Annotated in this window: 19 protein-coding genes and 1 tRNA gene; 5 read left to right on the top strand and 15 right to left on the bottom strand. The window is 64.9% G+C overall.

What is annotated here, in order from left to right; translation table 11 throughout:
* Positions 1-130 precede the first annotated feature (130 nt).
* The 3 genes from lysA to ACWEN3_RS10510 form a co-directional block, all read right to left on the bottom strand.
* Positions 131-1522 (bottom strand): diaminopimelate decarboxylase, encoded by a 1392-nt coding sequence (lysA, locus tag ACWEN3_RS10520; protein ID WP_452968225.1) that lies wholly within the window; start codon positions 1520-1522, stop codon positions 131-133.
* Positions 1523-1573: 51 nt separating this feature from the next.
* The gene (gene nrtL, locus ACWEN3_RS10515; protein ID WP_452968224.1) at positions 1574-2758 is read right to left on the bottom strand and encodes an ArgS-related anticodon-binding protein NrtL; all 1185 of its coding nucleotides are present in this window, start codon (positions 2756-2758) and stop codon (positions 1574-1576) included.
* A 211-nt stretch (positions 2759-2969) separates the two neighbouring features.
* Positions 2970-3554 (bottom strand): response regulator, encoded by a 585-nt coding sequence (locus tag ACWEN3_RS10510; protein WP_452968222.1) that lies wholly within the window; start codon positions 3552-3554, stop codon positions 2970-2972.
* A 58-nt stretch (positions 3555-3612) separates the two neighbouring features.
* Here ACWEN3_RS10510 and ACWEN3_RS10505 point away from each other — a divergent pair.
* A tRNA-Arg gene (locus ACWEN3_RS10505) sits at positions 3613-3684 on the top strand.
* A gap of 257 nt (positions 3685-3941) precedes the next feature.
* On the opposite strand, the gene ACWEN3_RS10500 is transcribed toward ACWEN3_RS10505, so the two are convergent.
* The 7 genes from ACWEN3_RS10500 to ACWEN3_RS10470 form a co-directional block, all read right to left on the bottom strand.
* Complete coding sequence (locus tag ACWEN3_RS10500; protein WP_452968220.1) at positions 3942-5324, bottom strand: tyrosine-type recombinase/integrase; 1383 nt, start codon at positions 5322-5324, stop codon at positions 3942-3944.
* Positions 5321-5536 carry a helix-turn-helix transcriptional regulator gene (locus ACWEN3_RS10495; protein WP_452968218.1) on the bottom strand — a complete coding sequence of 72 codons (216 nt, stop codon included), beginning with the start codon at positions 5534-5536 and terminating at the stop codon, positions 5321-5323. Before ACWEN3_RS10495 ends, ACWEN3_RS10500 begins: the two co-directional genes overlap by 4 nt.
* The gene (locus tag ACWEN3_RS10490; RefSeq protein WP_452968215.1) at positions 5526-6890 is read right to left on the bottom strand and encodes a replication initiator; all 1365 of its coding nucleotides are present in this window, start codon (positions 6888-6890) and stop codon (positions 5526-5528) included. The genes ACWEN3_RS10495 and ACWEN3_RS10490 overlap by 11 nt, the downstream gene beginning before the upstream one ends.
* Positions 6887-7150: a hypothetical protein gene (locus ACWEN3_RS10485; RefSeq protein WP_452968214.1), complete on the bottom strand. Its 264-nt coding sequence runs from the start codon at positions 7148-7150 to the stop codon at positions 6887-6889. The genes ACWEN3_RS10490 and ACWEN3_RS10485 overlap by 4 nt, the downstream gene beginning before the upstream one ends.
* A gap of 221 nt (positions 7151-7371) precedes the next feature.
* A complete protein-coding gene (locus tag ACWEN3_RS10480; RefSeq protein ID WP_452968211.1) occupies positions 7372-7566 on the bottom strand; it encodes a hypothetical protein in 195 nt (64 codons plus the stop codon).
* Between the two features lie 14 nt (positions 7567-7580).
* The gene (locus ACWEN3_RS10475) at positions 7581-8690 is read right to left on the bottom strand and encodes an FtsK/SpoIIIE domain-containing protein (protein WP_452968209.1); all 1110 of its coding nucleotides are present in this window, start codon (positions 8688-8690) and stop codon (positions 7581-7583) included.
* Between the two features lie 209 nt (positions 8691-8899).
* The gene (locus tag ACWEN3_RS10470) at positions 8900-9244 is read right to left on the bottom strand and encodes an SCO3933 family regulatory protein (RefSeq protein ID WP_452968206.1); all 345 of its coding nucleotides are present in this window, start codon (positions 9242-9244) and stop codon (positions 8900-8902) included.
* Positions 9245-9448: 204 nt separating this feature from the next.
* Here ACWEN3_RS10470 and ACWEN3_RS10465 point away from each other — a divergent pair, with 204 nt between their 5' ends.
* Positions 9449-10189: a GntR family transcriptional regulator gene (locus tag ACWEN3_RS10465; RefSeq protein ID WP_452968203.1), complete on the top strand. Its 741-nt coding sequence runs from the start codon at positions 9449-9451 to the stop codon at positions 10187-10189.
* 371 nt (positions 10190-10560) lie between these two features.
* Here the strand turns inward: ACWEN3_RS10465 and ACWEN3_RS10460 are convergent, their stop codons facing one another.
* The 5 genes from ACWEN3_RS10460 to ACWEN3_RS10440 form a co-directional block, all read right to left on the bottom strand.
* Entirely contained in the window at positions 10561-11418 is an 858-nt protein-coding gene (locus ACWEN3_RS10460; protein WP_452968200.1) for a hypothetical protein, read from the bottom strand.
* Positions 11419-11430: 12 nt separating this feature from the next.
* The gene (locus ACWEN3_RS10455; RefSeq protein WP_452968197.1) at positions 11431-12975 is read right to left on the bottom strand and encodes an AAA family ATPase; all 1545 of its coding nucleotides are present in this window, start codon (positions 12973-12975) and stop codon (positions 11431-11433) included.
* Positions 12975-14585, bottom strand: a complete 1611-nt coding sequence (locus tag ACWEN3_RS10450) for a restriction endonuclease subunit S (RefSeq protein WP_452968194.1) — start codon at positions 14583-14585, stop codon at positions 12975-12977. The genes ACWEN3_RS10455 and ACWEN3_RS10450 overlap by 1 nt, the downstream gene beginning before the upstream one ends.
* Complete coding sequence (locus tag ACWEN3_RS10445) at positions 14582-15988, bottom strand: N-6 DNA methylase (protein ID WP_452968192.1); 1407 nt, start codon at positions 15986-15988, stop codon at positions 14582-14584. The genes ACWEN3_RS10450 and ACWEN3_RS10445 overlap by 4 nt, the downstream gene beginning before the upstream one ends.
* A 457-nt stretch (positions 15989-16445) precedes the next feature.
* Complete coding sequence (locus tag ACWEN3_RS10440; protein WP_452968190.1) at positions 16446-18554, bottom strand: AIPR family protein; 2109 nt, start codon at positions 18552-18554, stop codon at positions 16446-16448.
* Positions 18555-19019: 465 nt separating this feature from the next.
* On the opposite strand from ACWEN3_RS10440, the gene ACWEN3_RS10435 reads away from it, so the two are divergent.
* From ACWEN3_RS10435 to ACWEN3_RS10425, 3 genes are all read left to right on the top strand, one after another.
* A complete protein-coding gene (locus ACWEN3_RS10435; RefSeq protein ID WP_452968187.1) occupies positions 19020-19817 on the top strand; it encodes an 8-oxoguanine DNA glycosylase OGG fold protein in 798 nt (265 codons plus the stop codon).
* Positions 19818-20160: 343 nt separating this feature from the next.
* The gene (locus tag ACWEN3_RS10430) at positions 20161-20565 is read left to right on the top strand and encodes a hypothetical protein (protein ID WP_452968184.1); all 405 of its coding nucleotides are present in this window, start codon (positions 20161-20163) and stop codon (positions 20563-20565) included.
* The coding region (locus ACWEN3_RS10425; protein ID WP_452968182.1) for a tetratricopeptide repeat protein at positions 20562-22848 on the top strand (2287 nt) is incomplete at its 3' end. The genes ACWEN3_RS10430 and ACWEN3_RS10425, both read left to right, overlap by 4 nt.

Below are 22848 nucleotides of genomic sequence, written 5' to 3'. Positions count from 1 at the left end.
ATACCGTCTACGGTTGGACCAGTCTCACTCACCGGACGGGAGTTTCTACCCTTGGTCCGGATCGTGAGACATCTATTTCATTTGTGCAGGGGTGGAAGACCGCAGATCTTCCACCCCTGGCGCTTTCCGGTCATCCGACGTCGAGACGCAGGAGGTCCTCCTCCGTCTCACGCCGCACGATCACCCGCGCCTCGCCGTCCTTCACGGCGACGACGGGCGGCCGGAGCACATGGTTGTAGTTGCTGGCCATGGACCGGCAGTACGCGCCGGTCGCCGGTACGGCGATCAGGTCGCCCGGTGCCAGGTCGGCGGGCAGGAACGCGTCCCTGACCACGATGTCCCCGCTCTCGCAGTGCTTGCCGACGACGCGCGCCAGCATCGGCTCCGCCTCACTCGTCCGGGACACCAGGGCGACGCTGTACTCGGCGTCGTACAGCGCGGTCCGGATGTTGTCGGACATGCCGCCGTCGACGGAGACGTAGGTGCGCAGCCCCTCCAGCGGCTTGACGGTGCCGACCTCGTACAGCGTGAAGGCGGTCGGGCCGACGATCGCGCGGCCGGGCTCGACGGAGATCCGGGGCGTGCGCAGCCTGGCGGCCTCGCACTCACGGCCGACGATCTCGCTGAGCGCCTTGGCGATCTCGTGCGGCTCACGCGGATCGTCGTCACTGGTGTACGCGATCCCGAGCCCGCCGCCGAGGTCGATCTCGGGCAGCTCGACCCCGTGCTCGTCCCTGACGTCCTTCAGCAGCCCGACGACCCGGTGGGCGGCGACCTCGAAGCCCGACATGTCGAAGATCTGCGACCCGATGTGCGAGTGGATCCCGATCAGCTCCAGCCCGTCGAGCCGCAGGGCCCGCCGCACGGCCTCGGCGGCCTGCCCGCCGGCGAGCGGGATGCCGAACTTCTGGTCCTCGTGCGCGGTGGCGATGAACTCGTGGGTGTGCGCCTCGACCCCGACCGTGATCCGGATCTGCACCTTCTGCCGCCTGCCCAGCGACTGCGCGATGTGGGCGACCCGCACGATCTCCTGGAAGGAGTCGAGCACGATCCGCCCCACGCCGGCCTCCACGGCGCGGTGGATCTCCTCGACGGACTTGTTGTTGCCGTGGAAGGCGATGCGCTCGGCGGGCATGCCGGCGGACAGCGCGGTGGCCAGCTCTCCCCCGGAGCACACGTCCAGGTTCAGCCCCTCCTCGTCCAGCCAGCGCACGACGGCACGGGAGAGGAACGCCTTCCCGGCGTAGAAGACATCGGCGTCGGCCCCGAAGGCGGTGCGCCAGGAACGCGCCCGGGCGCGGAAGTCGGCCTCGTCGAGGACGTAGGCGGGGGTGCCGAACTCCTCGGCGAGCCGGGTCACGGAGACCCCGCCGACGGTGACGGCCCCGTCCTCGCCACGGCCGACGGTCTGGGCCCAGACCTTCGCGTCGAGGACGTTGAGATCGGCGGGCGGCGCGGAGTAGTGCCCCTCGGGAAGGACGTCGGCGTGACGGGGCCCGGCGGGGTGGGCGGAACGGCTCATGACGGTGTCTCTCAGACTCTCTGTCTCTCTCCGGGCGCTCTCGCGAGGGCCTCAGAGGTGTTCGGGTGCGTCGATGCCGAGCAGGGACAGGCCGCCGGCCAGCACCGTCCCGGCGGCTTCGGCGAGCGCCAGCCGGGCACGGTGGGCGGCCGAGGGTTTCTCCTCGCCGCACGGAAGCACGAACGGCAGAAAGGGCAGCACGGCATCGGCGACGGTGACGAGATGCCGGGCAACCCGGTCCGGGGCCCGGTGGGTGGCGGCCGCGGCGAGGATGCGGGGGTGAGCGGTGAGGGCGGTGAGGAGGGGGGTGACGTCGGGGCCTGGGGGGTTGGAGGCGCTGACGGGGTGATGGCCGGCGGGGGTTGGGGCGGCGGGGTTCGCGGCGGAGGCGGGGTGCTGGCTGGCGGGGGTTGAGGCGGCGGGGTTCGCGGCGCCGGATGGATCCGGTGCAGCGAACGAAGGTTCTGCGATCGAAGGCTCTGCAATCGAAGGCTCTGCGATCGCGGGGTCTCCGCTCGTGGGGTCTCCGACCGGGCCGGGCTCGGCGGCGAAGCCAAGGCGGCCGGCGTTGCGGCTGAGGGACCGGATGCGGGCGTGGGCGTACCGCACCCGGAAGAGCGGATTGCCCTCGCGCTGGACCAGATGGTCGGCGGTGATGCGCGGCCGGTCGTGCGGGGCGGGGTGGAGCAGGGCCCACTGGGCGGCGTCGGGTCCGAGCGGAGCGGGGTCCTCGGCCGCGGGAACGGGCCGCAGATTGACGGGTTCACCGTGCTCCACGGTGACCCGCCCGCCCTGCGTGGCCACGATCCGTACGACGGCGTCGGCGACGACCTCGGCCCGGACCTCGTACGGCACGCGCAGCGCGAAGACCTGCCCGGCGAGGGCGTCACCATGCCCGTACCGCTCACCCTGGTCCCGGATCTCCCGGACGAGGCCGGTGACGGGATCGGCGGCCTCGTCTAGCCGGATGTTGAGGAACCCCGGCCCGGTGACGACGACGTCCCGGATACCGTCCGCGCCGACGAGCCGGGGCCGCAGGATCTCGGCGATCCTCAGCGGAGGCTGTCCGGCCGGCCGGGCGAGCTGCAGGGCGACGTTGGTGGCGAAGTCCCCGCACCCCCCGGGCCCCGGCTCGGTCACAGAGACCCGCTCGGGCACGGCCACGCTCAGCTCCCCCTCGTCGACGGCACGACGCACCGCGTGCAACACGGTGCGGGAGAGCTCGACGGGGGTCACGGGACAAGGGTAGGGGAGGAGGGGGGTGGGTATGCGAGGCGGTTTCTCACTGTGGGACGGCCCGGTCGCTACGGAAAGCCCGAACGCGCTCCGGACGCCGCGATTCCCCCCGGTCTCCACCACGAACAACTCACACGCGCCGGGCTACACATCCGTGCTCGTACTGCGTACCCACGCCCGGACCAGGCAAGAAGACGATCCCGTCTATCCACTATCCGCCGAAGGAGATCCCGCCGGGTACACCGTCGGCGACGCCGTCGTCATCGCCTTCACCCTCACCGTCCCCTCCCCTTCCACCCGCTCCCCCGTGCCCGGTGCGGCCCTCGATGAGCTGCTTGACGAGGCGGACGAGTTCGGCGGGCTCGAAGGGCTTGGCGAGGAAGGCGTCCACGCCCACGTCGAGGCCGGAATCGACCTCGTACTGGGTGCACGCGCTGATGATCGCGAGGGGCAGGTGGTGCGTACGGGGATCGGCGCGGAGGCGGGCGGCGGTGCGCAGCCCGTCCAGCCGCGGCATGACGACGTCGAGCGTCACGACGTCGGGCCGCACCTGGTGCACCACGTCCAGACACTCGGCACCATCGGCCGCGGTCACGACCTCGAGCCCTTCCAGTTCGAGGTTGACCCTGATCAGCTGCCGGATGACCTTGTTGTCGTCCACAACAAGCACCCGACCCGACGCGCCCGGCACAACTCGAGAGTAGGTCCGGACCGGCCACCGCGTCCGGGTTTTCCCCACTTCCACCCCGTACAGGGGACCCGCGTCCACCCCACCGGGAAACGGGTTCCTGATCATCCCGCCGAACCTGCTAGTGTTCTACCCGTCGCCGCGAGCGAAGCTCCGCAGCCGACACGCCCCCGTAGCTCAGGGGATAGAGCAACGGCCTCCGGAGCCGTGTGCGCAGGTTCGAATCCTGCCGGGGGCACCCAGCATAAGGTGCCCAAAGACCCCGTCACCAGCGGAAACGCTGAGGCCGGGGTCTTCGCGTATGTGCAGGCAGATGCGGCCGGAAGCAGCCGTTTGCCACCGCTCACGTAATGACGACGTAATGATCTTGATGCGCTTCGCAGCAGGTCAGAGCATGTTTCGCGAGGCTCCACGCGTGGCCGCGTGGACCACCTGTGGACACACCGAAGCCCCGGACCGAAGTCCGGGGCTCCCGTGGTCGATCGGATCTTTGTGTCAGTCCGCCGGGTCTTCCCCCAGCCCCTGCATGATCCGGTCGTTCATCTCCTGTTCCTGGCCGTCGATGCACTTGGCGTAGATCTTGAGCAACACGTCCACGGAGTGCCCCGCCCGAGCGGCCACTTCCGGTGCCGGCACACCGGAGTTGAGCCACTGGGACACCCCCGCGTGCCGAAGGTCGTACGGCCGCGCAGCCATCACCGAGTCGACCTGATGAGGCAGGAGCGCCAGGGCTCGCGCCTGCTTCCACGCCCGGGAGTAGGAGGACGCCGCGACGACGTTGCCCCGCTCGCTGGCGAACAGCCGGCCGTCCTCCGCTGTGCCGAACTCCTTGACGTGGTCCTGGAGCAGCCGCACGAGCGGCGGCGGAATGGGCACGGTGCGCACTTGCCCGGCCTCACGCTGCTTGAGCCCACGGCGGTCGTGCGCCTCGCCGGAATCCGTCCACGCCTTTCCTGCCGTGGGCCGGGTCTCGGCCAGCTCGATGCGGCCCCATCCCCTCTCCGGAAGCGTGCAGTCGGCCAGCCGAAGGCCCAGTGCCTCAGCAGGCCTCATCGCGGCGTAGTACAGGCAGCCGAAGAAGGCCTGTAGCCGTCGCCCGCTCGCACGGTCGTAGCCGCCGACGTATGTGAGCGCGGTCAGCAGCTCCCGAGCCTGCCGGGGGTTGACCACCACCCGCCGGTCGACCTCCTGCACCGCCCGCTTGCCCCGCTTGCGACGGACCCGGGACAGCGGGTTAGACGTCAGCGCCTCCAGCTCGACGGCGTACTCCAGGACGTTGAAGACCACTGCTCGGCGACGCCGGTAGGTCTGAGTGGCGGCCGGCTTGCCATCGAGGCGCCGGGTCAAGGCGTCGACCAACTCCTGTGCCCGGCTGCCTTCCGACAGTTCGGCCACGGGCAAGGAAGCCTTCGAGAGCCAAGCCAGCGCCGCGGCGATCTCCTCGGGCCGATCCCTCTCCCGCCGAGGCGGGGGCAGCAGATAGGACCGCAGCGCCCGCCGGAGGACATCCGAGGTAGGCCGCCCCCGCAGCGCCTTGACCGGAACCGGGAGGACGGTGGCCAGCGCATCAGTCACGCTGTCGCGCTGCTTGGCCGACGCCTCCGGCCACCGGGCATCCAGGTACTTGAGGGTCAGCTCCACGAAGCTCAGAGCGATCTTGCCGCCCCGCAACGAGTCGGGCAGCCCCGTGACCGTGTCGAATGCCTCTCCCCTGTCGGCGGCCCGCAGCAGCTTCGCGCGGAAGCGATCCGCCAGGGCCTTCGTCTTGTGCGAGTCGTGGAAGGGATCTCCGCCCACCGACCACCGCACGAGGTACGTCGGCCTCTTGGCGGAACGGTTGATGCTCAGCTTCCAGATGACGACCTTGTACGACTTCACCGCGATCCCCCGTCCACGTCTTCCGCCCGCTCCTTCACCCAGGCGTCGAGCACGTCACGACGGACCCGGAGTTCGCCGTTCGGCAGCCGGATGCAGGCTGGGGCGAGGTGGAGTTCACGCCAGCGGTAGAAGGTGCGGCGGGAGACTCCGCCCAGCTCCTCCAGGACCTGCCGCACGGTGAGGAGTTCGACGGCACTGCGGTCACGCACCATGCGGACCACCGCCCTCCCCCACCGAGGCCGCGAGCAGCGCCGCTTCCGGGGAGTAGCCCCGCCCGGCGTAGCGCCACTGCCCGACCACGGCCACGGGATGACCCGCCAGGCCGAGCGTGTCGCGCTGCTCCTCGGCGCGGTGGTCGGCACGGGCCCGGCGGAGTTCGCCCAGAGTGGTCGAGTACCGGCGGGACTTGGTCGAGAAGTGGCCGCCGTAGCCGAGCATGTGCGCCCACCGCCGCAGGCCGAGATCGGCAAAGGCGGGCAGGCCGCCGAGCCACCAGCAGGTACCGATCAGGCGCAGCACGTGCGCCCGCACCGGCAGTAGGACCATCTCCCGCGCGGACCGGATACGACCGTCGACAGCGCCGGCCGACTCCGCACCCTTGGTCGCGTACTTGGCGATGTACCCGGCCACGGCCCCCGACGAGGGACGCTCCCCCATCTCGGAGGCGACCGGACGCACGTCGACCTGAGTGCCGAAGCGCAGGATGCGCGCTCCGACCACCGACGCCCCCGGAGCCCGAAGGCGCACTCGTGCAACAGCAGCCGGAACGGCGTCGGTGAGCAGCTCGGTGGTGGCCCAGCAGGGCGGGAACGAGCCGGGCCCGTCCGGGCCATCGAGGCGGACCACGGCATGAAAGTGGATCAGGCCGCGCCGCTGGTACTCGGCGACCTTCGCGTACGAGACCCTGACCACCTCGGCCAGCCCCTTACGGGGCAGTCCGGCCCGCCGGGCGATCTCTCGCCGGAGCTCAATCCCGAAGCGGTGCCAGAGCAGCCCCGCGCACGACTGCCAGAGCACGGCCCCGGCGTAGTCGTAGCAGTGCGGGCAGAGCGGTTCTCCAAGGCAGGCATCGTCAGAGGCGTGCCGAGCGGTACAGCCGAGCGGGGCCCCGTGCGGACAGTGCTGCACGTCTCGCCGAGGGCGACACGGGCGCACTCGACCGGAGTGCTCCCGGCGGGTGTGGACCGGCCCGAAGCCGGGCGCGGTGAGAGTCGCGAACACACGAGGGTGCCCGCTCACCGACGGCGGCACCTCCTTGCCGCCGACCAGGCCGGCGCGCACGAGCTGATAGGTGTCCGCCTGATAGAGCCGGGAGCAGGCCGGGCAGACCGAGGAACGGCGGTTGCCGCACGCTGTCAGCAGCCGCATCCCGGTCGGCTCGGAGCCGCCGAAGGCAGCCAGGGCTTCTCCCGTGCCGGTGTCGACCAGGGCGGCGGAGCCGACGAGGTGAATCGGATTGGTACAGCCGCCGAGACGAATGATGGCGCGGCGCCAGACGAAGAAGTCCGGCAGGGATGCCCGCTCCAGGAGAGCGGCCACGCCCGGCGAGAGCGTGGGACCGGTCATCGGCGGTCACCCCCGTGGGGACGGAAGGCGTGCCCCATGACGGAGGCGATGGCTTCCGGCCGGGTCTTGGCGCTGAACCGGTACGTCGGGTCGGTCAGCCAGACCGCCGCGGCATGTCCGGGGCAGAGCCAGCGTTCTGTGCCGTCGAGGGCGACCAGGACGATCTGTTCTCGGCCTGTGCAGGTCGAGGGGTAGTCGGTGGAAGCCCGGAGGTCGCAGTCCGGCGCGTGGGATTTGCGCGGACGGTGGGCGGTGGACACAGTGTGAGTGCTCCTTTGACTGCTCATGTGGCGGATGGAGTGGGCTCCCGGCGGGGTCGGGTTTGGCGACTTCGCGCCCCGTTGGGAGCCCGTGAGACGTGCGTTCACTGCCGGTCCTCGGACGGGACGCCGACGGCCGGGTACGAGCTGATGACGTGATCTGACACGGACGAACACCTTTCGTTCGGGCTGCTCCTGGGGATCCGGGTTGGTGCGCGGGCTCAGAAGTGGATCTGGCCCAGCAGGCTGTTCACTCCGGAGAGCAGGAACGAGACCAGTGGCGCGGCGAGGGTGTGGGAGAGCAGGAAGCCGAAGGCGCCGCAGAGCAGGGCGTCCAGCCGGCGCAGGTAGCGGATGTGGAGCAGGAACCAGATCGCGAAGCCGAGCAACAGCACGGCCGAGGTGGTGACCAGCACTGTGACGCTCCTTGTCAGGCCGGGTCGGCGGACAGTTCAGGCAGTGCGGGAGTCAGGTGAGCGTGGGCGGCGGCGATGTCTTCGGCGTCCGCCTCGGTGATCAGATGCGACCGGCCGCGTTCCCAGCCGTCGCCGGACGCGAGGACGGCAGTGCCGGCCTTTTCGGGTGCGATGGCCTGAGCGGCCTTCAGGGCGTCCGGGTTGAGGTCGCCGAGGGTCATTTCCGCCGTACCGGGGTCGGCGACGCGATGACAGACCCGGCCGCCGAGCTGAGCACGCAGTGCGGTGACACCGGGCCCTAGGTCGGAGCCGACGCGCTGCCCGGCGACGACGAGGAACACCCCGAGCGCGGCCCCGAGTTGGGCGAGGCGGATCAGCGCGGTGCCGGCTGCCTGCGCTTCGTCCTTCTCGTGGCGTCCGGCGACGAGGAAGAGTTCCGCGATCTCGTCGACGATCACGACGACCGGCACCGGCCGTTCCTTCTCGGCGAGGCCCCAGATGTTGCGGACTCCGGCGGTGCGGCAGACGGTCATTCGGTCGAGGGTGAGATCCACCAGTGCGGCCAGTAGCCGTACTGCCTGCGCCCGGTCCGTCGCCAGGGCTGACAGGCGGGGGCCGTAGAGGGACAGTTCCATGCCGCCCTTGCAGTCGATGCCGACGAGGGCGACCGGCTGCGGTGCGAGGCCGGCGACGAGGGCGTTGATCAGGGTCGACTTGCCGGAGCGCGTGGCCCCGACGATCAGCCAGTGCGGAACCCTGCGAAGGTCGATCACCCAGGACGCCCCGGTCTCCAGCGTCCCGACGACCACTCGCAGCAGCCGCCCCGGCTGTCGGATGCTCGGTGCGCGAGGTGCGGCCAGCGGATCGGCGTACATGGCGGCGATGCGTACGACGCCGGGCCGTCGAGGGGCGACCCGGACTGCGTGCACTTGCCACCCCTCCGCCATGGCTGGGGCCGCTTTCACGAAGTCCGCCGGGAGTTGCCCAGGCAGCAGTCGGGCCAGGAGGACGAAGCCGGCCCGCGTGGGCCGGATGAGCCCATACCGAGGCACCCGCGGTTGAGGCGGCGGAGCGCCATTGCCGACGAGCCCGGACACGACGGTCAGTGCGGGACGACGACTCACGGCGAGCCGACAGCCAGCCATCAACGCCCGCCAGGTACGGACGACGCGAAACGCAGTTGCGGGGTAGCCAAGTAACAGCCACCAGGCGGCCGGATACCTACGGCGCAGCGCCGGGCCCGCGATCAGCAAGCCCGACACCACGACGGCGGTGGCCACAACGATCCGACCCGGCCAGGTCGCCCCAGCGGACGGGTCGGAGGCCAGGAGTATCACTGCGCGGCCCCCTTGGCGGCGGGCGCCGCGTGCAGGGGACGGATCTCGGCGGCGCGGTAGGCAATGCCGTGCCGCCCCTCGTTCTCCCAAGGAACGGCGACCAGGTCCCGCACAGCCACCGGGGTGCCGATCTGCAGTCCGGACGGCTCACCGGGGACGCTCACGTTCACCACGTCCGCCGAGGTGCCAGCCATCAGACACAGGCCGACCTGGTACAGCGTCTTGCCGGTCTCGCGGTCCACGCGGACCTGCCCGGTCTCACGGTTGGCGACCCGCGGAGCCGGGGGCACGGCACAGATGATCCCGGTGAACTTCGCGGTGTCGATCGGAAGGGTTGCCACTGACGTTGTCTCCTCATCTCAGGCACCCGCAAGCTGATCCTGCGGGCTGCTAGACCACCCGTAGTACGGGTGGCTGGAGTCCAGATTGGCGACCCGTAGTACGGGTTGTCAACCGGGTTGGGATGGGAGAAGCTGTCTACGCTCGTGGACACGGCGTTCACGACGAAGCACAAGCCGCAGAGGCCACGGCCACGGAGGGTGGGCATGCCGCCGAAGAACACGCAGCCGAAGTACCGGCAGATCGCCGACTACCTGCGCGAAGGCATCCTTGACGGCACCTTCCCCGCCGGCCAGCCACTCCCCTCGGAAGAGGCACTGGCCAAGCAGTTCGGCGTGACGCGCCCCACAGTCCGTCAGGGACTCACCGAGCTACGGGCGTCCGGTCTCGTAGAGGCCATCATGGGCCGAGGCACCTTCGCGCGCTCCCCACACAACCGCCCCAGCCTCACGCGCCCCCGAGGTGTCCGCCGCACGGCCGACGGCCAGTACGCCGAGGGCGACGGCATCCGCTGGACCGACGCCGAAGAGCCCGCGGCCACCCGCACAGACGCGCCACTAGCCCTCGCTGACTTGCTCCGCATCCCGCCGGGCGAGCCCCTGTTCACCTACGACGCCTTGCAGACCGCCGACCAGGGCCGCCTCCGCCAACTCCACCGCACCTACGTGCCGTTCTCGGTACTCCTCGGCACCAAGTACGAGGAGCAGCCCCCACCGCCGGCCCCCCACCTCTACAACGCCCTGGCCGAGCTGGGCCACGAGCTGCACTTCACGGAGTACGTCCGCACCCGCATGCCCCTCCCCGACCAGGCCCAGGCACTGCGCCTGGCCGAGGGCGTACCGCTGCTGCACGTCATCCGCGTCACACTCACGACCGGCGACAAGCCCCTAGCCCTGGAGGAGTTCCAGCTTCCAGGGCACGACTTGGAGCTTGCGTTCCGGCTGTAGCGACAGAGCGCAATCGAGCTACGCGGTTCAGACTTTCTCTACTTCATCAAGGCGGCTCGCTCCGCTCACCGCGCGCGGCCCGGCCCCCGGCCGGGCCTGCGCTCCTGTCTTCGCCCCGCTCCAGCCCGGCCGGCGCCCGTGCCGCGCTCTACAGCGATCAGCCGCTTGAAGTCAGAGAAGCAGACGTCGTGGCTGGGGCGGTCGGCTCCACGGCTTTAGGCAGCCACTTTGGCGCGAGCCTCGAAGATCACGGCCCCAACGTCGTGCTCTACCGGGCAGGTCCACAGACTGCCCGACGCGCCGGAAGCTTACGGGGCCATGATCACTCGCGCCAAAGCAGCTCCAGCCCAAAGCCGCTCCGCCAACCTCGTCTACCTGCTCAGGTATTCGAAGGTCACACGTGCCGCCTCGCTCGTCGCTCGATGACCCCGGATTGCACACAACGCCACTGCCGAGTACTGCCTATCCCGCTTTAACGATCGAACCAGGTCCGACATTGCTTCTCGGTAACGATCCAGAGCTGACGACTGTTTCGTCTTAATCCACCATCTATGGGCCTTGTCGGCATCATCGCAAAGTTTGAGAATCTCGGCATATATTGCGCGACGAGCTTCCACCAAACGCACATGATCCAAATGGTAGTATTTGGTGGAAGTGGCGACTTTATCCTTAGCAGCACTATCAATGCCTGCCCAGTGAGGATTAGCCGACACCTGACCCGTCTCATCGAACCAAAGCAAGGCAACGTCAGTCGCGCAGCAAGGGTCAATCAGCAGCGGTACCTCTTCGGACAGGATATCGTCCGGGCCATTCGCCCGTTCAGATCCGTCGAGGATGGGGAAGTAGTCCGACTTACCGCCAGCCGTACCATCGGGGCCCCTACGCCACGAGTTGCAGAAAGTACAAGCGAAACGAAAGTTCCGATAGTCGAAGGCTATCCACCAGTAGCCCGGATGGTTGGGCTCACCCCTCACCGAGGACTTCGGCCTGTAATGGTCAACTGCGTTGTCTGAGCGGTGATCGCGAGTTTCACAATACCAACATTTACCGTTACTCACGGCCGCCAGGTCAGCCTTCAGTTCACGCCAGAGCTTGCCGTTTTCATCGATAATGCGCGCTCTCGCCTTGGCACTACCTGCCGCCGCTAGGTCCGCCTTCACCTTTCTTGCAGATGCGAGCCACGGCGCACTGAGACGGAGCCCTACCTCTTCAATGTCAATGAAAATCAAATCCGACCCCCATCAATCATCAACATCAAATAGATCACGCACGATTTCAGCAGCCTCTTGCCTGTTCTGCTCAATCTCTTCGCGTGACAGAACGACCTCATCTTGCGGCTGACCCTGTGCGCGGAACTTGGCCCGCAGAAACTCCTGAAATTCTGGATCGCGGTTTTCGAGCAAGAGCCCAAGGCCCCTCAGCTCATGACCCAGAGCCGAGAGCTCCTGCTCCTCTTCAGGCGTTAGGACAGACTCCCTCGACGCTAGCTCTCTCTTGCGGTCCAGCTTCCTCAGAGTCTCCAAATCCAGTTGCGATCGAAGCCCGTAGACATCACTTGTGAGCAAGGCGCCAACGCCCATACCCCTCGGATCCTCTAGCGGCTCAAGAGCGACGATCCTGCTGTCTTCCCGGCGCTCTAGGATTCTGACCTCATCCTTGGTGAGGCTCGCAACGACCAAGGGATCATGAGTCGCCATAAGCACCTGAGAGCCAGCATCTAGGCCCCCAAAGTCATGCAAAAATTGCTTGTACTGAACGCTCCAAGCAGGATTGAGATGGGTGTCCGGCTCGTCAAGGAGGAACAATGATTCCTCTTCTTTGGTAAACCGCATGAGCCCCAGCACCAGCAGCAATTGCTGCTCGCCCTCGCTAAGCTCTCTAAAGGTCAGCGGAGCATCAGCCTTGTTAATAGATACGCGAATTCGAACATCGTTGATGAGCTCAGAGATATATGTACTTTCAAGCGCCTTGAAGAACTCTTGATTGCTTTCATAGCCACTCGCCAACTCCCTGACTTCATCTAGGCCAGGCAAGTAGAGAAACAAATGTTCAGAGCGGATATGGCTATTGAAACCAGTCCTAACTCGGGTCTTCAGGCGTAGTGGCGCCAGGGAAATGCGATAGAGACTGTCGAGCAAACCTCTCACGGTACCGCGTGCGTTCCAGAAACGGGGGTCACCGTCATTACTATTCCACGACGGCTTCTGCATAACAAACAGAACGGAATCCAGGCCTTGAATGCCGAGGTGATCCCGCAAGAGGGACTGAACTGCCGGGTCATCATCAAGAAAGAAAGCGAGAAGCACAAAATTGGAGTGAACATTTCGCGCGTAAAACAGCGGTCTAATCGGCCTGTCGTTACCACCGACCAAGTCTTTGTAGAATCGCTCTTGGTGAGCTACGAAGTGATCCTCGAGACGATTACTTGGGCCTGAGTAGTAACCGAACACGTGCCGTGGCCGGTATCGCGCGCCAGCAGACCCAGTGAAGCGACCAGCTGGGATGTTCTCCCCTCCGACCGAACAGCTAATGCGATACCTTCCATCTTGTTCCCAGGCGGACACCTCAACGTCGTATTGCCCGATTAGATAGCGGATCCTGTAGGCGAAGGAAGGTGTCGCCCCTAGGTCTAGGTCGCGAAAGATCAGTGTTATTGCTTCGAGTAGGTTCGACTTGCCGGCTCCGTTCCTCCCGACAAGCACTGCGACACCAGAGGTGCCGTCGAACTCCACTCGGAAGTCGCGGAGATTTTTGAATCTCGGAATCTCTACTTCCAGGAGACGCATCAGGACGACACCTCAAGGAATACCGCAGTGTCATCAGGTCGGTGCACCTGCACGAGGCCATTCCTTTCGAGATCTCGCAGCAGGAAGTAGAACTCGTCGGCATCTTCTTCGGTCAATGCCAGAGATGCATAGAGCTCTTCGGGAGTGGCCCTTGTGCCTGCAGCCCGCAAGGCTTCAATAACTCTATCCCTGCTCGGTGAAGCCTTAGCTGCCCTCGTCGACGCTCGCTTATTTGCCGCCACTGCCTTCTTCCTGTTCTCTTTCGGAGCTTTACCGCCCCTAGCCCGCAAACTGGAGACGAGCTCAGCTGACGTGCGTGATCCTGTGTGCTCGCTGGAAATCTCCTGTGCCAAAGGTCCATATGCGAACGACGAAATCAGGGCCCGCTCAATCGCGGCGGAGCGCTTGAGGCCCGTTTCCACCTTCTCTCGCAGCAGATCCAACTCTGAAATCGCATCATCCATCAGCGCCACCAGTTCACGCTGTTTGTCGGCACTGAACAGAGGCACGGGCAATTGCCTGACATCAGCGAGATTCAAGCCCGGCATATTAATGCCTCGCATACGTCCCCGTAGCCAGGTCTGAGCTGCGCCACTCGCCAACCAGTGTGCGAGAAAGGAGCTATCGATTTCAGCAGCTGGCCTGAGTCGTGCGGTCCCCTGAGTGATATGCGCACCATCTAGTTCCTGCGGCACGATGGCTACCCGTGTATGACGAATGATCCCCAACAACACATCGCCCGGCCGCAGTGCCGATCTGTCATACTTGCGCGCAATTTCCGGACTAGTACGTCGCAGTTGATCCTCTAGGATCTCCCCCTCGCGAAGATCCTGGCCCCGGATGTACGGCACACCGTGCTCATCATCGATGTCTGGCCCTGGTTGGTGAATTCCGTAGACAATGGGCGCATCTGCCTCAACCACCTCACTGGCCTTCTTCCACTCCCCGCCGACCAGCTCCGAAAGCGGTTCCAGGTCGAAGTGAGTGTCGCCCAGGATGATCCGATCACGAACTTTCCGCGGAAGGTCAGAAATAATCGGCATGGCCTTTTGTAGCGCATCCGTCGTCAGATCAACGAGGTCCTGTCCCTCTCGGGCCCTTTCCACGATGTCCCGCTGAACTTCAAGCGGTGGAACAGGGAACGGGAGATCTCTGAACCGCTTGAGTCCAAGGTTGACAATGTTGGTCGTACCCCGGGCTAGAGCCGAGAACACGCCACCATGCTGATAGGCTCGAAAAACCAGCAGGGCAAAATTTGGGTGGATTTCCTCATGCGGCCGGAACCGAATAACGTGGTTCTGGAAGTAGAGCTCCTCGACCTCTCCGTTAAACAACGCAGATCGACCAACAAGCTCCCTGCTCTGCCCCTCGCACAAAAGTACGTCCCCAGCCTGAAGTTTGTAGCGTAGCCGCGCTTCAGGTGAGAAGGACATGGTGGCAAGGTCTTCCAGGTCCAAACGGTCATCGAAGACGTTCGCTACTCGCAGATAGGGACGAATGTCAGGGCCATTGGCTGCAGCAGGAGTACGTTGCTGTCCGACAATCGCCTCGCCGGCCTCGCTTACTAGGCATGTAGACCAGGTCTTCGGGAAGTTGAGGTTGTCGATCATTCGCTGGTCCCCTTGGGAGTGTCGGTGGATGCACCTGTAAGCCCATAGGCGCCCAAGATTCGTCCCAGCGATTCGACGGCAGACTTAGCGGTTTCCAGTTCGCTGCTGAGCAAGTTCGTTAGGTCAAGCAAGTTGCCAGGCTCAGCCAAGCTTTCGCTAGTGAACCACTCTGCCTTATCGAGGCGCTCACCATCTGCCGCAATTTCCTCGCGCGTAAGGTAGTGAAAATAGTCGCTGGCTCGACGGGGACTCCTGCCGTTAGGGTCATCGCCATAAGCTGCGACAAAGTCGTCGAGGTCTGTGTCGGTTAGTTGCCGACGCTTCCCATATGTAGCTCCTCCATTGCGCAAGTTATAGAACCAAGTCCCGTCGCTCTTGCCGTCATTCGAGACGAAGAGTACTGAAGTTCTAATGCCGGTTGCGTAGAAGATGCCAGTGGGAAGACTCAGGACCGTGTGGAGGCGAAATTTGTCCAGCAGTATTTTCCTAATCGAGGCGGCTACGCCAGACTCGAAAAGAACGTTATCGGGTACGACAATGGCCGCCCGACCATGTTTCGCGAGCGACTTATAACAATGCTGAATGAAAGCCAACTGCTTATTGGAAGTGGGGAAATCCAGTTGCTTCTTCTGCTCCGCACTTAGCGATCCCTTCAACCCGAAGGGCGGGTTGGTGAGAATCACGTCAGCTGCCGGCTTCAAAGGGGGCTGACTCAAAGTATCAGCATTCTTGATCTCAGCCCGCAGCTCGTGCAGTAGGAGATTCATAAGGGCCATGCGCTGCACGTCGTGGACCAACTCATTCCCGACCAACCGAAGGTCACCGCTGCGCATCGAGCTTGCAAACAGGCCTGCGGCGACTAGGAAGCCAGCGGTTCCGGTAGCGGGGTCATAAACTACTTCTTCCCCGGTTGGCTTAAGTACCTTCACAAGTGCATCGACTACTGGGCGTGGAGTGAAATATTGACCCGCGCCATACCGAGACTCTTGTGCGTTCTTCTCGATCAACCCCTCATAGACATCACCGAGGCCGTTCTGTTTCGCCCTGTACCAATCAATGGCGTCGATCTCGCCGATCAGTTTATACAGTGATGCGCTATTACGAACCTTTGTGGACGAATCGGCATAGATTTCCCGAACGATCTGAGACTCTGCCGTGGAAAGGCTTACGAGGGTGCGTTCGTAAGTAGAGAGCGCTTCTGATGGAGGCGCCGACCGCAGGGCTTGCCAGCGGCTTTCGCGCGGGATGAGTTGTTCGATCTTTAGCTCATCGGCCAATTTAAGAAATAGCAAATAAGACAATTCGTTCAAGTACTCGTGGTATGTGACCCCCTCGTCCCGGAGTACAGAACAGAGGGACCAGAGCCGGCGCGTGACGTCTGAAGTGTCTTGCATGTTGGCCATCTCCGCAGCTAGTTACTGAACTTGTCAGGCGCTTGCGCGCTCCCTAGGCATCACCATCCGTCCGTTTTTATCCGGTTTGCCCTTGTTCGTGACACGCTGGATGATGCACTCCCCTAAATCCTATGCTGCTGCGTGGTGGCAGCTCACGTGGGCTCGGCAACCCGGTACTCCTGCCGGCGCGTGGTTGTACTTCAGGGGAGTCCTCAGACGCTGTTGGAGCGCGACCATTTCCTTTCAAGTGAATGGCAAGCTGTCAGCAGCAAGGGCCGGGGGTGTGGTGGTGACTTCTGGCTGCAGGCCAGGTTGTGCAGGCGGGCGATACCGCAGGGGACCCAGTAGCCGTCCTCACCACGGCGCCGGCAGCCCCGCACAGCCTTCGATCCGGTTTTGGCTAATCTTGGAAGAAAACGAGTCGACGTGCGTACAGGTTTCGAGGGCGCCCTGCGGCTGATAGGGGTCAGCCCGAATCGTTAGCATCGTTCAGTACCTGAAGTGCTAGGTCCCACAGTGAGTTCACACCGTCCGCCGTCCAACGGCTCGGCCCCTGCACTGCGACGGGAGAATTCTCGTAGCCTGCAAGCTCCCAGATTCGCGTGACGAGACCGGTCGCCGAATAGACCTTCTCGTCGTATGCCCATAGAAGGCATTTGACCCGGTCGTTAACCCACGTCGCCTTGGCTCGCCGCGAGTCATCTGCGAGCCAAACGGCCACAGCCTGCTTCTCGGCATCGCTTTTAGGGCGGAAGCTCAATGGAGTACCGTCTTTAAGGCGTCGAGCACTGACAAGCGTGTGCACCGCGTTGGGCCGCCGTTGCTTACGTGGAGCCCGAACTGGAGGCCGATAGTCGTCCGGAAGAACCGGTATGGTGCCACCGCGCCTTAGATCCTCTAGAACCCGTTTAGCCAAGTGCTTGCAGCGGGTCTCGTCAGTGAAGGTGTTGGCTAGAAAGGAGTTTCTGCCGTATTCGGAGTCGACGTGATGGATCAGCCAGGACAACACCGACGATGTCAACTCAGGGATGCGGTCCAGTGTTGGCTGCCAGTCCAAGTTCGGCTCGTCGAGCAGGTCCTTGTCGAAAAGCTGGAAGACGAGATGTGTGACGAGCATGTCCCCGCGCCGCGCCATATCGGCAGCTCGTCCGTGTAGCCGCTTCTGCTCGACCTCCAACGCCGCTCCGACTTCCCGGCGTACCTGTACCGAGCGCCAGATTCGATGAGCGCTGGGGATCTCACTGAACAACCGGGGGTATGCGCCTCCGGTGCCACGATCCCAAAGAAGCTCTGTGTCTTGGCCAGCGCGCACAGCGAGTTCTGGGCTGTGGTGGGCGCACGCCAATGCGATCGCCGCATGCACCACTGAGCATCCAGCCTCCGGAGCCGGATCGGGCTCGCCTCGCTTGTAGACGTAAACCTTGCCCAACGACAGCTGGAAATCTTCCCGAATCTCCGCCTGATTCGGTTCCAGGGCAATAAAATCGCGTCGTGACACGTCATTCTGCGTGTTCGTTGTCTCTGTGATTCGCTTGGCATAGACCTGCCGGTCCTCACCCAGAGAAAATGCCCGAACAGTGACGTCAGCATTCTCCACACTGTCAGGATTTCGCAACATTGCCTCGTGGATCGAGGTAACGGTTTGCGCACCATTGACAACACTTACCCCGTGCAGTCCGAGCCTTACCGGCTCGTCCGGTCGACGCCGCCCTGGCCAATGGGGCACGATGTCGTCACACAGAACTGTGATGCCGTTATTGAAATACCAAAAATTCTCTGGTTCTTCGATCAAAGTTTCCTTGATTCCGGAGTTGATCCGGGTAACACCCAGAGAATTTCGGACGTTCTGCTCATAAAGTGTGTCGCCGTGGTCCGCATACCAGGCAGCGATATCGCGGACCGCCACGGTCCCCTGCCAGGCCTCGAAAGGAGTATCCCGTTTGATCCAGCGTGACATTGTGGCTTGTACGTTGACTGGCTCCGGTTGCAAGTCTTGGCGCAACTGCCGGTGGAAATCGGCGCTGTTCAATACTTGGTACCTGAGCATTGGATCCTGATTGTGATTGAACTCCGCTCGTGCTCTGTCCAGCACCTCCGTGGCCGCCTCAGAGAGCACGCCCTCCCCCATGACCGCGATGACGAGGGTGATCCGCAATCGCGGGTCCCCCATGGCTGCGTCCAACTGCGCCACGTGGGGAGTCAGCCGCTCGTTGAACTGGTCGAAGTCACGTCGGTCAATGATCCGGAGCCCGTCGATCAATTTCAGGGCCTCGCCCTTGTCGAGCTTGGCCTTTCCCTCGTCGCTCCATTTGGCCTGGACCAGCCAGACGTCCCGCGAATTCTCACCCACGGCGACACCGTCAATGCCCTGATCCTCCTCTCCGTCGATCACAGCTTGGCCAGCCGTTTCGTAATCGCAGCCCGTCACCAAACGGACGGCGGAAGCCGCCAACGCCCGCGAGAGGAATCGGTTATCCCGCCCCTTCTGGTCGTAACCTTTTAGGTCATCATCGAAGATGAGGCCCGAGTAGTTACGTAGCAGCGCAGGCCGGATGTGCTGGACATAGGTCGGCATGCTGGACGACCCCCGTTGTTTTGTGCTCATCCCCACCTCACATCGCCCGTGTGCATACTGAGCCGGGCACGTACAGACGCGACAGACCAAGGCACATGCTAGTTCCATCGACGCATCGCGAAGAAGACATGGAGCAATCGACGCCGGATGACACAAGCCACGCAGTCCTCCACCACCTGGGCCAGGCCAAGGGCTACTTGCAGGTAGTCCCGCGGCATAGCTGACGTCGCTTCCCATGGACGTCAGCGACAACCACCTCGCGTACTGCAGCTCGTCGCACGACCGTCGGTTCATGGCCTATCTGTGGACGAGCGCGGCTCCCGGAGCAGGCGCTGCCTATCTGACCTGCTGAAACATCTGAGGTGCACGCGCCCTCCGGAGCCGTTGCCTCAGACCGGACTACTCGTGCAGTGTCACCGCTGGATGCCAGGATGACCTGTCACGCATTGAGGGGGCGGCATTGCCATGAGATTCGACCAAAGGCTTGCGGACAAGCTCGACGCACTGATGCTCGAACTGCTTCTGCCGGACGACGCCGTGGAGTCACTGGGGAGGTGGCTGGCTGACCCGAAGGGTGGCAAACGCTACGCGAACGGAACCGGTCCTCACACTATCTCGTACTCGCCTTTGAACTGGATGGCCTTGGCTCCCTGGCCTGCCACCTTTGCCGACCGGATTGCGATCCAATCCGCAGACGTGAGCCGAGCCGACGTCGTGGCCGCAGTCACGGCCGCCAGTCAGGCAGAGAACTGGAGAGAGGCGTTCGTGGCTACCCAGGTGTGGGGCTACGGTGATAGAGGCTATGGCCCGTTCCGTACGAGACAGGTACTCGCTCAACCCGACGCTGACGTCGTCATCGCAGATGCAGTGTCTCTACTCCGGTACGAGGGTCCGGCCGCAGCGTACGAGAAGCTGAACACGGTGGACGGCCTTGGGCCGGCGTTCCTCACCAAGTACCTCTACTTCGCAGCTCTTGCACTGCCGAAGGTGACAGGTCTACGTCCATTGATCCTCGACAGCGTTCTCGCTGACGTTCTCCGCCAGCACGCCACGAGGCTCGGGTGCGCGCTTGGTTACGAGTGGTCCGAGGCGATCGCCAAGCGAATTTGGTGCGACGGTGGTTGGACTTCTCACCGATACGACGTCTACCTCCGGTGGATGCACGCAGCCAACGACCAACTGGCAGCCACGTTGGTGGGCTGGCCCGCAGCTCCGGACGTCCTGGAACTAGCCCTCTTCAGTGGCGCCTTGAACCCTGCATGACCGCGTCGCTGGGCCTTCCCAGCATGCTGTGCTGCCCCGAGGACGAAACCTAGTCGTGCCAGACGCGTGCCAGATCGTGCGGGATCCACGGGGAATAGCGGAGACCGAACCGTCGGCTTGCTCGACCTCATACCCGCTCCGCCCCAGGTCAGCTCATCAACCACTCACAGAAGACCCGAGCTTCCCAAGCTGATGGCGCAAGGCGGGAGACCCCAAGCGGGGTGGGGAACCGCCACGGGTGATTCGGACGTTTCGACTTCAAGACGGGGGTGGTGTTTCTACCCTGGTGTTCTTTCGGAGCCGCCTAGGTCGGGGACATCAAGTGAGTGCTGAGATCGTACAGTTGGTCGAACAGGCGGGCCCAGCGGTGACAGCCGCGGTGGGCGCGTACGGGGTGGCAGTGCTGAACCGGACCCAAGATGCCGTTGCCGAGGCGACGGTCGGTCTGGGGCAGCGGATCCTGCAACTGCTCTGGCGGCGCGGGAACGAGGCAGGCCGGGCAGAGCTGGAACGGGTCGTGGGCGAGGCCGCCGACGAGCAGGACGACACCTACTCCACGGCTGTGCTGGGCCGGCTCCTGAGGCGCGCGTTGCAGGACGATCCGGAACTGCGGGAGGAACTGTCGGCCATGCTGCCCGCCCCGGCCGCAGGCACGGTCACCATCACGGCATCTGGTGAGCGGTCGATCGCCGCGCAGCACATCGGCACCGCAATCACGGGTGACGGTCACACCCCGCCACGGTCGTGAGCACGGACGAGGCCGCGTCCGGGCCGCGGGTCAAGGCGGCCGCAGACCGCTCGATAGCAGCTCAGCACATCAGCAACGCCTACACGGGTGACGTCGTGCTGCCTGCTGAGGCGTTGCAGGCGGCGGAGAGAGTCATCGCGGCGCCGGGCACGTCGAACCTGCCTCCGGCGCCGCTGTGCCTGGGCCGTCAGGAAGAACTGACCTGGCTGCGGCGCACTCTGACCGACCAGCGCGAGGGTGCGATCACGCAAAGCGGAACCGTGCACGGCCTGGGCGGGATCGGCAAGAGCACGCTCGCCCTGCACTACGCCCACCGTCACCGCGGCGACTACACCCTGATCTGGTGGGTCAACGCCGCCTCCCCCGACGAGATCGAGACCTCCCTGGCTAGCCTCACCCAGACTCTGATTCCCGGCTGGGCCATAACGGCCGGGCGCGGGGCGCAGGTGGCGTGGGCACGGCAGTGGCTGGCCTGGCATCCCGGCTGGCTGCTGGTTCACGACAACGTCGAGGACCCCGACGACCTCGCCCCCTATACCGGGGCACTCCACCAAGGGCACCACCTGGCCACCAGCCGCCGCACCATCGGCTGGCCCGACACTGCCCCCACCCTGGCTCTGGGCAACCTCCACCCGGACGATGCAACGAACCTGTTGTGCCGTCTCGTGTTCAAGGACACCACCCCCACTGCGCGCCAGCAGGTCGATGCCCATGCTCTTGCCGCTGACCTGGGGTATCTTCCTCTGGCGATCAAGCAGGCTGGCGCCTACCTCGCCCAGAACCGTGGCATCAGCCTCGACGCCTACCGCCGACGCCTGGGCACCAAACTCGACAAGACGGCCCACGGCCTCGACGCCGAACGCACCATCGCCCGCATCTGGAACGTCGCTCTCCGCGCCCTGGAGCAAGCGAATCCGCTGGCCGTTCAGGTGCTGCACACCGCCGCCTGGCTCGCCCCCGACGACATCCCTCACACCCTGCTCACCCCACCAAGCACCGACTCGGACGACATCGCGGAAGCCATCGGCACCCTGGCCGCCTACAGCCTGATCACCACCACCGAAACCACCCTCAGCATCCACCGCTTGGTCCAAACCGTCCTCCGCACGCCCCGCCCCAGGGACAAACCGCAGCGGCCCCGGCACCTTCAAGGACGCGACAGCGCCGAACAAGCAGTCCTTCACAGCCTGGCGTCGGCTCCAGGCCAGGACAGCACCACCGACAGTCAGTGGGACACCCTCATCCCCCACCTCATCACCCTCGCTGCCACAGCCTCACCCGGACACCACAACGCCCCCCTGACCGACGCGTACAACAACACTGCCAATCGCCTCCATCACCAAGGCCACACCGTCCGTACCATCCCCCTGCTGGAGGCCGTTCTCGCCCAGTTCGAGCAGGTTCTGGGCGACGCCCACCCCGACACCCTGGCCAGCCGCAACAACCTTGCCGCTGCCTACGAGTCGGCGGGGGACCTGGGACGGGCCATTCCTCTGCTGGAGGCCGTCCTCGCTCAGCGCGAGCAGGTCCTGGGCGACACCCACCCGCACACCCTGGCCAGCCGCAACAACCTCGCCGCTGCCTACGAGTCGGCGGGGGACCTCGGACGGGCCATCCCCTTGCACGCGACCACCCTCGCCCAGTTCGAGCAGGTCCTGGGCGACACCCACCCCGACACCCTGAACAGCCGCAACAACCTCGCCTACGCGTATCGGGCGGCGGGGGACCTCGGACGGGCCATTCCTCTACTGGAGGCCGTCCTCGCTCAGCGCGAGCAGGTCCTGGGCGACACCCACCCGCACACCCTGGCCAGCCGCAACAACCTCGCCAACGCCTACGAGTCGGCGGGGGACCTCGGACGGGCCATCCCCTTGCACGCGACCACCCTCGCTCAGCGCGAGCAGGTTCTGGGCGACACCCACCCGAGCACTCTGACCAGCCGCAACAACCTCGCCTACGCGTATCGGGCGGCGGGGGACCTCGGACGGGCCATTCCTCTGCTGGAGGCCGTCCTCGCTCAGCGCGAGCAGGTCCTGGGCGACACCCACCCCGACACCCTGAACAGCCGCAACAACCTCGCCGGCGCCTACCAAGCAGCGGGGGACCTCGGACGGGCCATCCCTCTGTACGCGACCACCCTCGCTCAGCGCGAGCAGGTCCTGGGCGACACCCACCCGCACACCCTGAACAGCCGCAACAACCTTGCCGCTGCCTACGAGTCGGCGGGGGACCTGGGACGGGCCATTCCTCTGCTGGAGGCCGTCCTCGCTCAGCGCGAGCAGG

This window comes from Streptomyces sp. NPDC004561, from assembly GCF_053602155.1.
This window is presented reverse-complemented; position numbering and strand designations above follow the sequence as displayed.

Coding starts and splice junctions, on each gene's coding strand:
- lysA (WP_452968225.1), bottom strand. CDS start 1,522: ATGAGCCGTTCCGCCCACCCCGCCGGGCCCCGTCACGCCGACGTCCTT.
- ACWEN3_RS10510 (WP_452968222.1), bottom strand. CDS start 3,554: ATGATCAGGAACCCGTTTCCCGGTGGGGTGGACGCGGGTCCCCTGTAC.
- ACWEN3_RS10495 (WP_452968218.1), bottom strand. CDS start 5,536: ATGGTGCGTGACCGCAGTGCCGTCGAACTCCTCACCGTGCGGCAGGTC.
- ACWEN3_RS10490 (WP_452968215.1), bottom strand. CDS start 6,890: ATGACCGGTCCCACGCTCTCGCCGGGCGTGGCCGCTCTCCTGGAGCGG.
- ACWEN3_RS10465 (WP_452968203.1), top strand. CDS start 9,449: ATGCCGCCGAAGAACACGCAGCCGAAGTACCGGCAGATCGCCGACTAC.
- ACWEN3_RS10455 (WP_452968197.1), bottom strand. CDS start 12,975: ATGCGTCTCCTGGAAGTAGAGATTCCGAGATTCAAAAATCTCCGCGAC.
- ACWEN3_RS10450 (WP_452968194.1), bottom strand. CDS start 14,585: ATGATCGACAACCTCAACTTCCCGAAGACCTGGTCTACATGCCTAGTA.
- ACWEN3_RS10445 (WP_452968192.1), bottom strand. CDS start 15,988: ATGGCCAACATGCAAGACACTTCAGACGTCACGCGCCGGCTCTGGTCC.
- ACWEN3_RS10440 (WP_452968190.1), bottom strand. CDS start 18,554: ATGCCGACCTATGTCCAGCACATCCGGCCTGCGCTGCTACGTAACTAC.
- ACWEN3_RS10435 (WP_452968187.1), top strand. CDS start 19,020: ATGAGATTCGACCAAAGGCTTGCGGACAAGCTCGACGCACTGATGCTC.